This window comes from Xanthomonas sacchari (genome assembly GCF_024266585.1).
In the GTDB taxonomy this organism is placed as follows: Bacteria; Pseudomonadota; Gammaproteobacteria; order Xanthomonadales; family Xanthomonadaceae; genus Xanthomonas_A; species Xanthomonas_A sacchari_C.
In genome coordinates, this window is sequence record NZ_CP100647.1 from 2,166,837 (window position 1) to 2,181,571 (window position 14,735).

Genomic DNA, 14,735 nt, shown 5'->3' on the forward strand with positions numbered 1-14,735 from the left:
AGGCTAGCTGATGCGTTGGAAACGGCCGGGGCGACCCGGCCGTTTTCCTTTTGTGGGGGCTGACGTTAAAGTCAGCCGGCTGACCACAACGACAAGAACTTCGATATGACGACGAGCAATACGGCCGCACGCGCGCTGCCGGTAGTGGATGCGCGGATCTACCCGCGCGGCGGCCTGGACATCCTCTCGCGCGTGGAAGTGGCGCGCCTGCGCGATGCGTCCAGCGGCGGCCTGCACGAACTGCTGCGGCGCTGCGCACTGGCGGTGCTGACCAGCGGCAGCGCGTCCGACGATCCGCGCGCGGCGCGCGATCTGTATCCCGACTTCGACATCCAGGTGGTGCAGCGCGACCGTGGCGTGCGCATCGACCTGCTCAATGCGCCGGCGATGGCCTTCGTCGACGGCGAGATCATCAACGGCGTGGCCGAGCTGCTGTTCGCCGTGGTCCGCGACCTGGCCTACATGGCCATCGAACTCGGCCCCGAATCCAGTACCGACCTGCACTCCAGCGAGGGCATCACCAACGCGGTGTTCGGCCAGTTGCGCAATGCGCGCATCCTGCAGCCCACCGATCCCAAGCTGGTGGTGTGTTGGGGCGGCCATTCGATCTCGCGCGACGAATACCTGTACACCAAGCAGGTCGGCTACGAGCTGGGCCTGCGCGGGCTGGACATCTGCACCGGCTGCGGTCCGGGCGCGATGAAGGGGCCGATGAAGGGCGCCACCATCGCCCATGCCAAGCAGCGCAAGCACGACAACCGCTACATCGGTGTGACCGAGCCGGGCATCATCGCCGCCGAGTCGCCGAACCCGATCGTCAACCACCTGGTGATCATGCCGGACATCGAGAAGCGCCTGGAGGCCTTCGTCCGCATCGGCCACGGCATCATCGTGTTCCCCGGCGGCGTCGGCACCGCCGAGGAGATCCTGTACCTGCTCGGCATCCTGCTGCGCGAGGAGAACCGCGACCTGCCGTTCCCGCTGATCCTCACCGGCCCGACCATCGCCGCGCCGTACTTCGAGCAGATCGACCGCTTCCTGCGCCTGACCCTGGGCGAAGTGGCGACCTCGCGCTACGAGATCGTGGTCGGCGATCCGGTGGCGGTGGCGCGCAAGATGGCCGCCGGCATCCAGCAGGTGCGCGCGCACCGCAAGGAGCAGAAGGACGCGTTCTACTTCAACTGGTCCGTGGACATCCCGCTGGAGTACCAGCGTCCGTTCGAACCGACCCATGAGGCGATGGCGGCGCTGGATCTGCACCACGGCCGCCCGCCGCATGCGCTGGCCGCGGACCTGCGCCGCGCCTTCTCCGGCATCGTCGCCGGCAACGTCAAGGAAGACGGCATGCGCCGGATCGAGCAGCACGGCCCGTTCGAGATCCATGGCGACGCGGACATGATGCAGGCCCTGGACGAACTGCTGCGGGCCTTCGTCGAACAGCGCCGCATGAAGATCTCCGGCGAGTACCGGCCTTGCTATCGGGTCATGGCCTGAGGGCGAAGCGGGAACGCTGGCGGCGAGATGTTCACGCCATCAGGAAGAGCGCGGCAATTCCAGCAGGCTGACGAAGCGGTCGGCCTCGCGCCTGGCGCTCAGGCGTCCGCCGCTGATGCTCTCCACGCGGGCGCGGACCCCGGCCAGGCCGATCCCATGTCCGCGGCCGACGGTCGATTCGCCGGCAGCGGGCAGGGAGTTGGCGATTTCGATCTTGACCCAGTGCGCATCCTGTTCGATTCGCAGCTGGACATGACCGCCGCGGGTGCTGGGTTCGATGCCGTGTCGGATCGCGTTCTCCACCAGCGGCTGGATCGAGAGGGTGGGCACCTCGATCGCCGGAAGCGGATCGGGGAGCTGCCAGTCCACCCTCAGTCGATCGCCCAGGCGCATCCGCTCGATGCCGAGATAGCGCCGAGCGAGCGTCAACTCCTCTTCCAGGCGCAGTCGATCCGGCCCGGCCAGGGCTGCACGGAACAGGTCGGCCAGATCCAGTAGCAGGTGTTCCGCCTGTTCCGGGCAGGAGCGCGCCAGCGTCGCGCCGGTGTTGAGTGTGTTGAACAAGAAGTGGGGCTGGATACGGGCGCGCAGCGCTTCGAGCTGGGCCTGCTTGGCCTGTACCGCCAAGTGCTGCACGCGCCAGTGGTTCTGGAACGCCAGCAGTGCCATCAGCCCCAGGGTCAGGGCGATGGCCGCCACTCTCAGCAGGAAGCTGTGCCAGCTTCCCTGCAGCAGCGACAGCTCGCTGAGTATCGCCCAGGCGATCGCGTGCACGCCGACGGCGACGAGCACCAAGACGGCCACCGCCAGATAGGCGATCTGCTGGGGCCTGCGGCGGCGCAGGTTGCCGCGCATCAGGTAGAGCAAGGCCAGCGTCGTCAATGCCGTCCATTGCAGCAGCAGCGAGGTCAGGCCGAAATGGATCCAGCCATTGCTGGACTGCCCCGGCGCCAGACTCAGCACCACGGCCACCGCCTCGCCGGCAAGCACCACCCACATCAGGGTCGTGGGTTGCCACAGGATGTCGAGGGTCATGGCCGGTGGGGGGCTGGGGGCGGGGGACATGGGCATGGGGAGGGGAGGCCAGCCGCATCATGCCCCGGTTCCAGCCCCCATGTCGTCAACCGTGCCGTTCGGCTACGATCTGCCACCGCCCATCGGACCCCGCTGGCATCGTTCCGGCTGGAGTTCTAGCTTAGGGGTGGGAAAGAGGGGATACGATATGCCGCGTTTTCACGCCGCGCGACCGCGCCGCTCCGCAAGGCGCCGAGGGATCGGCGGATTCAGCCTGGTCGAACTGATGGTGACGGTCGCCGTGCTGGCGGTGGTGATGAGCATCGCCATTCCCAGTTATACCTATCTGATCAACTCCAGCCGGCTGACCGCCGCCGCCAACGAAATGGTGGCCTCGCTGCAGCTCGCGCGCTCGGAAGCGATCCGGCTCAACCGCAACGTGGCGGTGTGCCGCAGCGATAACGGCAGCAGTTGCGCCGCCGGCGGCGCATGGAACCAGTGGATCACCATCGTGGTGACCGACTCCACCGTGCTGCGCGTCAGTACGGTGAAGGCGCCGGTGCAAATGAGCGTGAGCGCGGCGGTCAGCGGCAACAATGACCGCATCGTCTTCAGCCCCGATGGCGTTGCCCGTAACAGCACCGGAATGTTGCTCAATGCGGGCTTTTCCAGTTGCATCGCCACAACGCGTCCGAGCGACAATCTGCGTGTGGTGTACATCGCCGGCGGCAGTCGGGTGGCGTTCTACAGTACCCCCGGGAACGTCGCATGTCCTGCACCCTCGGATTCCCCATCGAAGTGAACGTCATGCACATTTCCTCTCCGCGATCGGTCGCGATGGCATCGCAACGCGGCGTCAGTCTGATCGAAGTGATGATCTCCGTGTTGATCATGGGCATTGGCATGCTGGGCGTGGCCGCTCTGCAGGCGACCGCGTTGCGCAACAACCAGAGTTCCTTCGAACGTAGCCAGGTGGTGGTCGGCACGACCGGGGTCTTCGATGCGATGCGGGCCAATCTCAGCGCGGCTCGCAACGGCAACTACAACATGAGCATGACCTGTGTCGCGCCCAGTGGTACCTCGCAGGTGGTGGTCGACCAGCGCAATTTCATTAACTCGCTGCAGGCGATCATGGGTGCCTCTGCATGCGGCGCGATCAACTGCAGTGCCACGGCATGTCAGGTGACGGTGCAGTGGGATGACAGCAGGGGCAGTCATGCGGCCGCCGACGCGACGGCGGTGCAAACGCAGCAGTTCCAGACGGTGACCAGACTATGAGCCGCATGCGCCGGGGAAATGCGCCATGCCGGCGCCGCAGTGCGGGCCTGAGCCTGATCGAGTTGATGATCTCGCTGGTGCTGGGCCTGCTCGTCGTGGGGGCGGCCATCGGCATCTTCCTCACCAATCGGCGTACCTACACGGCCACGGAGAATCTGGGGCGCATACAGGAGAACGTGCGCACCGCGTTCGAGCTGATGACCCGCGACATCCGCGAGGCTGGCGGCAATCAATGCAACAGTAGCGACAATATGGGGATGTCGAACGTCATCAACGATCCGGCGTCGCGTTGGTGGACGAACTGGTCGGGTAACCGGTTGGTCGGCGTGTCGGCGAGCGGCAGTTTTCCCGATGTCGTGTCCAATCGCGTGGCCAATACGGATGGCTTGATGCTGTTGTCTTCCGGCGACGCGACCGCGATCGTGACCGCGCATAACCCGGCGTCCGCGCGATTCACGGTGAATGCGAATACCCATGGCTTCAAAAATGGCGACTTCCTGATCGCGTGCGGTCCGAATTCCGAAACCACCGGGGTATTGCGAATGGGCGCGCTGTTCCAGATGAGCAGCGGCCAAGGGGGGACCACCATCGGCCATGCCGCCTCCGGGTCGCCGGGAAATTCCAGTGCCAACCTTGGCATCAACGGTTCCGTCTTCACCTACGGGCCGAACACGCTGCTCAGTCGGCTCAACGCATCGCGCTGGTTCATCGGCACCAATCCTCGCGGGGGGCGCTCGCTGTACCAGGGCGTGTTGACCAACACCTCTGGTACTCCGGCGATCGTCGATCAGGAAGTGGCCGAGAACGTGCAGAACATGACCATCACCTATCTGATTCCCGACGATGGCGGCTACGTCAATGCCGCGGCCGTAGGGACGCGTTGGGGGCAGGTGACCGCCATCAATCTGTCCTTGACCTTCCAGACCCAGGATACGATCGGAACCAACGGGCTGCCGGTGACACGCACGATCAGCAATGTCATCACCTTGCGGAATCGCAACGAATGAGCACAACGCCTCGCCCCATCCCCGTCGCGCGCCAGGCCGGCGTGTCCTTGATCGTCGTGCTGTTGCTGCTGCTGGTGATGACCCTGCTGGGCTTGGCGGTCGTGCGCGGAACGCTGATGCAGGAGCGGATGAGCGGCAACCTGCTTGATCGCAGCGTCAACTTCCAGGCCGCCGAATCGGCGTTGCGCGAGGGCGAAGCGCTGGCGGCTGCGCAGACCGTCGTGCCCACCGGCAACGGATGCAGCGCTGGCGTTTGCGGACGCCCGCAGGCGACCCAGACCGAGCGCTGGCGCGACCCCGGCTTCACTGGTTGGATCAACGCCAGTGCCGCCAGCCGTAGTGCGTCGGCCTCCACCACGAGTTTCTATATCGAATACATGGGCTCGTCCGAAGCCTGGTTCGAGTGCAACAGCGACGAGAAGTACACCGGCCAGCAGATCTGCGTGCGACCGATGTACCGGGTGGTGGCGCGCAGCCAGGCGCCTGGCCGCGCCAGCGTCATTCTTCAATCCAGTTATATCGCGCCGTAAGACGGAGTCACCGCCATGAGCCAGTTTCACGACCATCGTGTGCAGCGACGCGGCCTTTGGCCCCGTCTCAATGCATTCGCTACGGCCTTTGCCTGCACCATGCTGGCGCTCCCGGCCAGTGCCGGCATCGTGGTGCCAAGCTACCCGCTGCAGTCGGGTGGGCGTATCGCGCCCAATGTGTTGTTCATTTTGGACGACTCCGGCTCCATGGAATTTAGCTACATGCCGGATTCGGTGCCGCAGACCAGGGACAGCAGGGGCGGTAACAGTATTGGTAGCTTCGCTTATACGCGAAATTCCATCTACTACAACCCGGCGGTGAACTATCAGCCGTGGGTGGACTCCACCGGAGCGCCCATGACTGGTGGCATGGATTATGGGAGTGCTTATGACAATTCGCATGACCTCACGTCGTCAATCAATCTTTACGACTCTACGAGGACGTTCTATGTCCCGAAGGATACTGGAAACAATTCGGAATCCTATCTGTCGGATACGGCAAATTACTATCGTTATCAGATCATGGGTGATGGTGTCATCATCCGCAGCGAGTTGCTGAACAACGTCGCGAACCAACAGGGGTTGGCGGGGCGTGGTTGCTCCAATTCCCGTAATGATTGGCAGTGGAAGAACTGCACGCGCGCAACGCCCACTGGCAGAAGCGAGGCGGACGAGCGTACCAACTTTGCGACATGGTATTCCTACAGCCGCACGCGCATCAAAGTGGCCAAAGGCAGCGCAGGACATGCGTTTTCCGACCTGGGGACCAATGTCCGGGTCGGGTTCCGCACGATCTGGCAGAGAACGGCAGATTCACTTCCGATGAACCATGCAAACCCCATTCCAGTGAATAGGAATGACGGTTTGTTCGACAACCCCAATGGGGTGAATGGGGATAATAATAATCGCAAGGTCTGGTACGACCGCCTGTATGCTGCCTATGGCAACAATGGCACGCCGCTGCACCGGGCGCTCAGCAGTGCCGGCATGTATTTCAGTAGCAGCGATGCTGCGGGTCCCTATGGTCCGCAAGCCGGCGCCGCGCAGCTCGTTTGCCGGCAGAACTTCACGATTCTGACCACCGATGGTTACTGGAATTCCAAGGGCGACTACACGCCTGTCAACGAGCAGGATAACGTCGCCGGCGCCACCATCTCCAGTCCGACCGGCAATACGTACACCTATACCCCGTCACGGCCTTATGCAAGTCCTGATTCGGACACCCTGGCCGACGTGGCGATGCGCTACTGGAAGTCGGATCTAAGATCCGACATGGCGAACTCCGTGCCTACCAATTCCGCAGATCCCGCTTTCTGGCAGCACATGACGACGTTCGCGATTTCTATCGGTGCGAAGGGGACTCTGGATCCGAAACAGGATCTTCCGGCCCTCACTTCGGGCGCGAAGAGCTGGCCGACGCCTTCCGCCGATAGTGTCGCCAATATCGACGATTTGTGGCACGCGGCGGTGAATGGTCATGGCAGTTTCATCGTCGCGAGCAATCCCGACGAATTCACGCAGGGGCTTAAATCTGCGCTTGGTTCGATCGTCGAGCGTACCGGCACCGCCGGCAATCTCGCGGCGAATTCCAGCAGCCTCACCAGCAGTACGCATGTCTATCAGGCCAGTTTCGTTTCCGGTAAATGGACTGGTGCGCTCAAGGCGATTCCGGTCACCAGTACCGGCGTAGATGCGACCAATCCGTCCTGGGTGGCAAGCATTCCCGGTTCGGGGCGCAATATCCGCACGTGGAGCGGCACCGCCGGCACGACCTTTCCCACTTCCGCGCAGCGGACGGCGCTGACGCGCGCGGCCACCTCAACCGCCGCCGCCGTCACCGGCGCCGACAACGCGGCCTATATCGCCGGAACCCAGGACCTGGAGCAAGATCACCCCAACGGGTATCTGCGCACCCGTAGCACCTTGATCGGCGACCTCGTCAATTCTTCCCCGGCCTACGACACGGTCAGCGGGACCATTTTCATCGGCTCCAACGACGGCATGATGCATGCCTTCAATGCCGATACTGGCGTGGAGCGATTTGCGTATGTGCCGGCCAGTCTCAACTTCACCGACCTGGCCACCCTCAGTGCGCCCGACTACGACCATCGCTTCTTCGTGGATGGCCCGATCAGCCTTTCCCGACGCGATCAACTGAGCAACCAGACGATCCTGGTCGGCACGCTCGGGCGCGGCGGCAAGGGGATCTATGCGTTGGATGTCACCAATCCCGACAGTTTCTCCAACAGCAACGTGCTGTGGGAAAAAGCCGGCGATAATCGGGCGTCCACGACGGCCGACAACAACATGGGCCTGAATCTGGGCGCTCCCGTCATCGCCAAGCTCAACAATGGCGATCTCGGGGTGCTCGTGGCCAACGGCCCCAATAGCACCAACGAGCGCGCAGCCTTGTTCGTGTATCGGCTCAGCGATGGTGCGTTGCTTTCGGAAATCGACACGGGGGTAGGTTCTTCCTCGTCTCCGAACGGACTGTTTGCGCCCTCTGCGCGCGACGTCGACGGCAACGGTACCATCGACTTCGTCTACGCTGGCGACATGCAGGGGAACCTATGGCGCTTCGACCTTTCCGCCACCACCTCTTCCAGCTGGAACGCTGCGAGTAATCGCCTGCGCCTGTTCACCGCGACCAACTCCGCAGGGACGCCGCAGCCCATCACCTCGGCACCGGCGATCGCGCGTGACCCTGCCAGCTTCCAGTTGTGGATCTTCTTCGGTACTGGTCGTTTTCTCACCACCGACGACGTGACCGACATGACCGTGCAGTCGGTCTATGGAATCAAGGACGCCACGAGCGGTGTTGCCAAGTCCGACCTGCAGCGGCGCAAGTTCGCGGCGAGCGGCGTGGTCAACAATCAGAGGGTGCGGGTCATGGAGGCCAACAGCGCGCTGGCAGCCGGCAAGAAGGGCTGGTATCTGGATTTGATCGATCCGCCTGTGTCCGACCCCGCGCCTGCAACGGCCGATGGCGAGCGCGTCTATACCGGGGTGAATGTCATTTCCGGCGTTCTGACGTTCACCAGCAACATTCCCGACGATGACCCGTGTCTGCCTGGCGGCAAGGGCCAGGACAACGCCATCGATGCGTTCACGGGCTCCAGTCTCAACCAGTCGTTCTTCGACCTGAATCAGGACGGCTCCTATGCCGACGAAACGCTGACGGTCGGGGGCGTGTCGATTCCCGTCGCGTCCGTCGCCCTGGGCGGCTTGGGCAGCTCGAGCAATTACTTCACCGGCGGCGCGGGTGGCAGCGGCGGTCTGGCTTGCCTGAATATCAACGATGGCAGCGCCGTCTGCAAAAAGATTCGCGAAATTCGCAAAGTGGGACGTGTGCAATGGAAGGAGCTACTCCAGGAATGACAGCGTTCAGCCCGAAACGTTTCCCACATCCATTGGAGCTAAGGCATGCCCAGTCGTAGTCGATTCGCAGCACAGCGCGGTTTCAGCCTGATCGAACTGATGATCACGGTGGCGATCATTGCGATCCTCGCCAGCATTGCAATGGTCAGTTACAACTGGGTGATGATCAAGGCGCGGCGTTCGGCCGCAGCCGGTTGCTTGCAGGAGGCGGCGCAGTACATGGAGCGCTTTCACACGACCAACATGAGCTATCTGAGCGCAGCCGGTGCCGCGCCTACGCTGCCGGCATGCAGTACCGATGTCAGCAACTTCTACACGGTGAGTCTGGCTGCCAGCACTGCAACCAGTTTCAGTATCACTGCGGTGCCGATCTCGGGAAAGGCGCAAGCGCGGGATACGGAATGCGCGACATTGACGATCGACCAGCGCGGCGTGCGTTCGGCCAGTGGCTCTCTGTCCTCAACCCCGGCGAAGTGCTGGTGATGCAAAAAAAAAAACCGCCGAGCAACGGCGGTTTTTTTTTAGGTGGCGCCCGAAGTTGGACTCGAACCAACGACCCCCTGATTAACAGTCAAGTGCTCTAACCGGCTGAGCTATTCGGGCGAGGCGCGCATTGTAAGCAGATCTTGGGCGCCTGGCAAGCACCTTTTTGTTGCTACTGCCCGCATGGGGGCTCGCCTGCATGGCGAACCGAGCGCGCCCTTCCGGTTGCGCTGACGATCACTTCGGACGCGATGGCCTGTCGGCGGCAGATCCTGAAGGTCACATTGCTTCCCGTAGCGCGCCCATCGGGGAGGTAGCGCATCTGTGAACGCCCGAGAGACGACAGTACGCGCAGTCTGGAGCGGCCGGGTGCTGCGGCTTCGCTCAGGATGTCGCTGCTCCGATTGGGCTGCCGGTCACCATCCGGATCCGCGTAGATCATCCAGTTGTTGCTCCACTCGATCTCGGCGGTGCAGCGTCCCTGGGTCCTGGATGGGCACAGGGCGACGGGTTGGCCGCGGGAGACGGCCCAACTGCGCGCCAGGGCAAGCTGCGTCAGTAACGCGTTGGTGGCCGCCAGTTCCTGATGCCTGTCCAGCAATCGTCCGAAGGCCGGAAGCCCGACGCTCAGTATCACCAGGACGACCGCCAGACTGACGATCATCTCCAGCAGGGTGAAACCTTGGGTTCTTCTGGCCATGTCCGCTCCTTGGCTGGTGTTCCACAAGCTAGCGGTGGGGGCGAGGCCGAGGCATCGCCGGGATGCCGACAGTGCTGTAGGAATAATCCAGACATGGCTGTCATCCGCCGCTCGCTATACTCATCTGTCGTCTCCAGGTGAAGGTCCATGTCCGACCGTTTCCAACTCGTATCGCCGTATTCGCCGGCCGGCGACCAGCCGCAGGCGATCGAGAAGCTGGTGGCCGGCTTCGAGGCCGGCCTGGCCAAGCAGACCCTGCTCGGCGTCACCGGGTCGGGCAAGACCTACACCATCGCCAACGTGGTCCAGGCGATCCAGAAGCCGACCCTGGTGATGGCGCCGAACAAGACCCTGGCGGCGCAGCTGTACGGCGAGTTCAAGGCGTTCTTTCCCAACAACGCGGTGGAGTACTTCGTCAGCTACTACGACTACTACCAGCCCGAGGCCTACGTGCCGTCCTCGGACACCTTCATCGAGAAGGACAGTTCGATCAACGAGCACATCGAGCAGATGCGCCTGGCCGCGACCAAGACGCTGCTGTCGCGGCGCGATGCGCTGGTGGTGGCCACGGTCTCGGCGATCTACGGCCTGGGCGCGCCGGAGGACTACCTGTCGCTGCGGCTGATCCTGTCGATCGGCGAGCACGTGGAGCAGCGCCAGCTGATCCGCCACCTGACCGATCTGCAGTACACCCGCAACGAGTACGAGCTGCACCGCGGCAGCTTCCGCGTGCGCGGCGAGGTCATCGACGTGTTCCCGGCCGAATCCGACAGCGAAGCCTTGCGCATCGAACTGTTCGATGGCGACGTGGAGCAGCTGACCCTGTTCGACCCGCTGACCGGCGAGACCCTGCGCAAGCTGCAGCGCTACACGATCTACCCCAAGACCCACTACGCCACCACCCGCGAGCGCACCCTCAGCGCGGTGGACACGATCAAGCTGGAGCTGAAGGACCGGCTCGAACAGCTGTATGCGCAGAACAAGCTGGTCGAGGCGCAGCGGCTGGCGCAGCGCACCCAGTTCGACCTGGAAATGATGGCCGAGGTCGGTTTCTGCAACGGCATCGAGAACTACTCGCGGCATCTCACCGGCAAGGCGCCGGGCGAGCCGCCGCCGACCTTGTTCGACTATCTGCCGCCGGACGCGTTGCTGGTGGTGGACGAGTCGCACGTCACCGTGCCGCAGATCGGCGCGATGTACAAAGGCGACCGCTCGCGCAAGGAGACCCTGGTGGAGTTCGGCTTCCGCCTGCCGTCGGCGTTGGACAACCGGCCGCTGCGCTTCGAGGAATGGGAAGCGCGCTCGCCGCGCAGCATCTACGTGTCGGCCACGCCCGGCCCGTACGAGTTGCGCGAGTCGGCCGGCGAGATCACCGAACTGGTGGTGCGCCCGACCGGGCTGATCGACCCGGAAGTGGAGATCCGCCCGGTAGCCACCCAGGTCGACGACTTGCTGTCGGAGATCAACCTGCGCGTGGCCGATGGCGACCGCGTCCTGGTCACCACGTTGACCAAGCGCATGGCCGAGAACCTCACCGAGTACCTGGGCGAGCACGGCGTGAAGGTGCGCTACCTGCACTCGGACATCGACACGGTCGAGCGCGTGGAGATCATCCGCGACCTGCGCCTAGGCAAGTTCGACGTGCTGGTCGGCATCAACCTGCTGCGCGAGGGCCTGGACATGCCGGAGGTCTCGCTGGTCGCGATCCTGGACGCCGACAAGGAGGGCTTCCTGCGCTCCACCGGCTCGCTGATCCAGACCATCGGCCGCGCCGCGCGCAACCTGCGCGGCAAGGCCATCCTCTACGCGGACAAGATGACGCGTTCGATGCAGGCCGCGATCGACGAGACCGGGCGCCGCCGCGAGAAGCAGGTGGAGTACAACCTGGCGCATGGAATCACCCCGAAATCGGTGGCGCGCCCGATCGTGGACATCCTGGAAGGCGCGCGCGACGACGTCGCCGAGACCAAGTCCGGCAAGGGCAAAAGCAAGGCGCGGCGGGTCGCGGAGGAGCCGGCCGACTACCGGGCGCTGGAGCCGGCGGAAGTCGCGGCCCGGCTCAAGGCCCTCGAGCAGAAGATGTACCAACACGCGCGCGACCTGGAATTCGAGGATGCGGCGCGGGTGCGCGACCAGATCAAGAAGCTGCGCGATGCCAGCCTGGTCAGCTAGGCGGCCGGCCGAGTGGGTGGTGGGTATTGTTCTTGTCCGCCAGGTGGGCTAAGATTCGCGCCCCTGCAGCGGTGCGCCGCGGCAGAGAAGGGCGGTTAGCTCAGCGGTAGAGCACTACCTTGACATGGTAGGGGTCACAGGTTCGAACCCTGTACCGCCCACCACGACGCGAAGATGCGGACGTGGAAACGAACAAAGCCGGCGGAAGCCGGCTTTTTTGTGTCTGTGCCCCGGCTGCCCGGCAATCGGGGCGTGAAGGCGGGCCGCTGGCCGCGCGGCCAGGCTTGCTTTAGCATCCGAGCGGACGATCAGGCGAGGAGGCCAGACGCATGGTGGAATACCATCATACGGTGCAAGTCAAAGGACGCTACCAGCTCGTGGCGTTGACCCGGGAGCCGGACTACAGCCCGGCCAACGTGGTGGGCTATACGGTCACAACCGACGGCGGGGCGCGCGTGGATCCGCACGACATGTCCTGGGACGAGGCGCGGGTGTTCCTGGACACCCTGATCGAGCGCGATCGGGAGGCGGTCAGCACGGAAAGGAAGCCGTCGCGGCACAAGCCGAGTACGCGGCAGCGCCGGTAGGGCGCGCCGCGCGCGTCGAGGCACGCGCGAGCCGGCCGGCGGCGCTCGCACAAGACATGCCGGAGTCCGGCGCGCCGCCGTAGGCGGGATGGGCGAGCATCGTGGCTCGCGGCGGGGCACAGCCTGCTCAGCTTCCCGCACGCGGCCGACGTCACGCCGCACGGATCGCCGACGCGCTGGTCGCAAAGTGCGGAACTCGCTCTAGAATATTCGCCAGGATGGATCAAGGAGGATGGGGCTTGTCGAATCGTAAACTCGTTGCGGCGGCGCTCGTCGTCGTGCTCGCGGCCGCCTGCGGCTACTTCCTGTCCGGCTACCTGGTCCTGCTGCTGCTGAAGCTGGACACGCGGATGTTCGGGCTGGGCACCTATTACCAGTACGTGCACGCCATCGGCCTGCCGGAGGTGGCTCCCTACGTCGGCAAGATCAAATGGGCCGGCTACCTCGGCTTCGGCTTGCCTGGCTTGCTGGCCTTGCTGATCCTGGTGCTGATGTTCAAGCCGGCCAAGCGCAGCCTGCATGGCGACGCGCGCTTCGCCGGTGCGGCCGACCTGTCCAGGCACGGGCTGTTCAAGGCCAGCGGCGACGGCATCGTGATCGGCAAGTTCCGCGGCAAACTGGTGCGCCTCAGCGGTCAGCAGTTCGTGATCCTGGCGGCCCCGACCCGCTCGGGCAAGGGCGTCGGCGTGGTCATCCCGAACCTGCTCGAGTACCAGGAGTCGGTGGTGGTCCTGGACATCAAGCAGGAGAACTTCGATCTGACCAGCGGCTGGCGCGCCAGCCAGGGCCAGGAGGTGTTCCTGTTCAATCCCTTCGCGGAGGACCGCCGCACCCATCGCTGGAATCCGCTCAGCTATGTCTCCGACGACCCGGCGTTCCGCGTCTCGGACCTGATGAGCATCGCCGCCATGCTGTACCCGGACGGCTCCGACGACCAGAAGTTCTGGGTCAGCCAGGCGCGCAACGCGTTCATGGCGTTCTCGCTGTACCTGTTCGAGAACTGGGACGACGAGCGCAACATCGGCTTCCCCGGCGGTCTCGGCACGCCGACGCTGGGGGCGATCTACCGTCTGTCGTCCGGCGACGGCACCGATCTGAAGAAGTACCTGAAGTCGCTGTCGGAGCGGCGCTTCCTCAGCGGCAACGCCAAGTCGGCGTTCTCCAACCTGCTGTCGCAGGCGGACGAGACCTTCGCCTCGATCATGGGCACGCTCAAGGAGCCGCTCAACGCCTGGATCAATCCGGTGCTGGATGCGGCCACCAGCGACAACGACTTCCTGCTGACCGACTTGCGCAAGAAGAAGATGACCATCTACATCGGCATCCAGCCCAACAAGCTGGCCGAAAGCCGCCTGATCATCAACCTGTTCTTCAGCCAGATCATCAACCTCAACACCAAGGAACTGCCTAAGAGCAATCCGGCATTGAAGTACCAGTGCCTGCTGCTGATGGACGAGTTCACCGCGATCGGCAAGGTCGACATCATCGCCTCGGCAGTGTCATACATGGCTGGCTACAATGTCCGCCTTCTGCCGATCATCCAGAGCATGGCCCAGCTCGATGCCACCTATGGCAAGGACATCTCGCGGACCATCATCACGAATCATGCACTGCAGATTCTCTACGCTCCGCGCGAGCAGCAGGACGCCAACGACTACTCCGAGATGCTCGGCTACACCACCTTCCGCAAGAAGAACGTCACCCGTGGCAAGGATGTGACCCGGAGCGTATCGGAGGAAAAGCGGGCGTTGATGCTGCCGCAGGAGTTGAAGGCGATGGGGAACGATCAAGAGGTGTTCCTGTACGAGGGCATCCCGCATCCGGTGAAGTGCGACAAGATCAAGTACTACAAGGATCGCTACTTCACCGCACGGCTGCGCCCCAAAGTCGATATTCCGACGCTTTCGATTTGAGAGTGTGACGAAATTCATCTATTTTCTGGGCGTCGTCGTCAATTGAACGTTTTTTTGCCAAATGCTTGACGTGGGCATGCCCCTGCGGCACATTCTCGCGGGTATGGCGGTAAGTTGGTAACAGGAACAGGAGCGTGGGTCGAACCGGCACACGTTAAGGGGTGACATGGAAGGTTTGC

General features: G+C 63.6%; 12 protein-coding genes and 2 tRNA genes. 11 read left to right on the forward strand and 3 right to left on the reverse strand.

The annotated features are described in order from the left end of the window. Window positions 1–105: 105 nt before the first annotated feature. Window positions 106–1,494: a nucleotide 5'-monophosphate nucleosidase PpnN gene (gene ppnN / locus NKJ47_RS08815; RefSeq protein ID WP_254461085.1), complete on the forward strand. Its 1,389-nt coding sequence runs from the start codon at window positions 106–108 to the stop codon at window positions 1,492–1,494. Between the two features lie 39 nt (window positions 1,495–1,533). Here ppnN and NKJ47_RS08820 read toward each other — a convergent pair whose 3' ends face one another. After that, complete coding sequence (locus tag NKJ47_RS08820) at window positions 1,534–2,529, reverse strand: sensor histidine kinase (RefSeq protein WP_254461086.1); 996 nt, start codon at window positions 2,527–2,529, stop codon at window positions 1,534–1,536. Window positions 2,530–2,716: 187 nt separating this feature from the next. On the opposite strand from NKJ47_RS08820, the gene NKJ47_RS08825 reads away from it, so the two are divergent. The 6 genes from NKJ47_RS08825 to NKJ47_RS08850 are packed head-to-tail and all read left to right on the forward strand — an operon-like array spanning window position 2,717 to window position 9,184. Then, window positions 2,717–3,310, forward strand: a complete 594-nt coding sequence (locus NKJ47_RS08825; RefSeq protein ID WP_429002505.1) for a GspH/FimT family pseudopilin — start codon at window positions 2,717–2,719, stop codon at window positions 3,308–3,310. Next, window positions 3,277–3,786, forward strand: coding sequence for a type IV pilus modification protein PilV (gene pilV / locus NKJ47_RS08830; RefSeq protein WP_429002506.1), 510 nt, complete (start codon window positions 3,277–3,279; stop codon window positions 3,784–3,786). The genes NKJ47_RS08825 and pilV overlap by 34 nt, the downstream gene beginning before the upstream one ends. Next, the gene (locus NKJ47_RS08835; protein WP_254461087.1) at window positions 3,783–4,793 is read left to right on the forward strand and encodes a prepilin-type N-terminal cleavage/methylation domain-containing protein; all 1,011 of its coding nucleotides are present in this window, start codon (window positions 3,783–3,785) and stop codon (window positions 4,791–4,793) included. The genes pilV and NKJ47_RS08835 overlap by 4 nt, the downstream gene beginning before the upstream one ends. Next, window positions 4,790–5,323, forward strand: a complete 534-nt coding sequence (locus tag NKJ47_RS08840) for a pilus assembly PilX family protein (protein ID WP_302329812.1) — start codon at window positions 4,790–4,792, stop codon at window positions 5,321–5,323. Before NKJ47_RS08835 ends, NKJ47_RS08840 begins: the two co-directional genes overlap by 4 nt. A 15-nt stretch (window positions 5,324–5,338) precedes the next feature. After that, on the forward strand, window positions 5,339–8,701 hold the full coding sequence (locus NKJ47_RS08845) for a pilus assembly protein (RefSeq protein WP_254461089.1): 3,363 nt from the start codon (window positions 5,339–5,341) through the stop codon (window positions 8,699–8,701). A gap of 45 nt (window positions 8,702–8,746) precedes the next feature. Continuing rightward, complete coding sequence (locus NKJ47_RS08850) at window positions 8,747–9,184, forward strand: type IV pilin protein (protein WP_254461090.1); 438 nt, start codon at window positions 8,747–8,749, stop codon at window positions 9,182–9,184. 43 nt (window positions 9,185–9,227) lie between these two features. Here the strand turns inward: NKJ47_RS08850 and NKJ47_RS08855 are convergent. Then, window positions 9,228–9,304, reverse strand: a tRNA-Asn gene (locus NKJ47_RS08855). Window positions 9,305–9,356: 52 nt separating this feature from the next. Continuing rightward, window positions 9,357–9,884 (reverse strand): GspH/FimT family pseudopilin, encoded by a 528-nt coding sequence (locus tag NKJ47_RS08860; protein ID WP_254461091.1) that lies wholly within the window; start codon window positions 9,882–9,884, stop codon window positions 9,357–9,359. Window positions 9,885–10,031: 147 nt separating this feature from the next. Between NKJ47_RS08860 and uvrB the strand changes: the two genes are divergently transcribed. From uvrB to NKJ47_RS08880, 4 genes are all read left to right on the forward strand, one after another. Continuing rightward, entirely contained in the window at window positions 10,032–12,056 is a 2,025-nt protein-coding gene (gene uvrB / locus NKJ47_RS08865; RefSeq protein WP_254461092.1) for an excinuclease ABC subunit UvrB, read from the forward strand. Between the two features lie 89 nt (window positions 12,057–12,145). Continuing rightward, window positions 12,146–12,220, forward strand: a tRNA-Val gene (locus tag NKJ47_RS08870). 213 nt (window positions 12,221–12,433) lie between these two features. Beyond that, window positions 12,434–12,643 (forward strand): hypothetical protein, encoded by a 210-nt coding sequence (locus NKJ47_RS08875; RefSeq protein WP_254461093.1) that lies wholly within the window; start codon window positions 12,434–12,436, stop codon window positions 12,641–12,643. 239 nt (window positions 12,644–12,882) lie between these two features. Next, the gene (locus NKJ47_RS08880) at window positions 12,883–14,556 is read left to right on the forward strand and encodes a type IV secretory system conjugative DNA transfer family protein (RefSeq protein WP_254461094.1); all 1,674 of its coding nucleotides are present in this window, start codon (window positions 12,883–12,885) and stop codon (window positions 14,554–14,556) included. Window positions 14,557–14,735: the final 179 nt, after the last annotated feature.